At 48.0% G+C, this 504-nt stretch carries 1 pseudogene; it reads left to right on the top strand.

From position 1 onward, the window contains the following. A pseudogene (locus ACFQEU_RS18145) lies at positions 1 to 224 on the top strand (SLC13 family permease); the annotation flags it as partial. Between the last annotated feature and the right edge of the window lie 280 nt (positions 225 to 504).

Below are 504 nucleotides of genomic sequence, written 5' to 3'. Positions count from 1 at the left end.
TTGGTGTTGCTCAGCAGATGGGGGTGGACCCAAGACCGTTCGTGGTGGCGGTGATGTTTGGTGCCAGTGCCAGTTTTGCCACGCCCATTGGCTACCAAACCAATACCTTTGTTTACTCTGCCGGTGGCTACCGATTTAGTGACTTCCTGCGTTTGGGAGTGCCATTGAATATCATCATGTGGTTAGTGGGTACGGCCATTATCCCGCTTATTTGGGCTTTTTAGGCCATCTCTTTCCCTCGTTATTTTCCTATCGACTTTATCTGCGCTTAATCGCGCATCCTAACGACGTGCTTTTTGAGAAGTGAACTTGCGATAGATCAATTAAACGAAACCTTGTTGTGAATGCAGTTGATAGTGTTTCTCAAACGCATTAGAATTCGCGCCCATAAGATCTACGCGCTACATCACTTAAGCACCTCAAGGGACAAACCATGTTGAAGAAATCATTACTCGCGCTAGCCGTCAGCGGCTTAACGTTATCTGCTCAAGCGGCCACGCCAAG

The sequence above is a fragment of the Halorubrum tibetense genome, from assembly GCF_042661865.1.
GTDB lineage: Archaea > Halobacteriota > Halobacteria > Halobacteriales > Haloferacaceae > Halorubrum > Halorubrum tibetense.
Note: the sequence above shows the minus strand (reverse complement) of the source record. Positions and strands in the feature narration are given on the sequence as shown.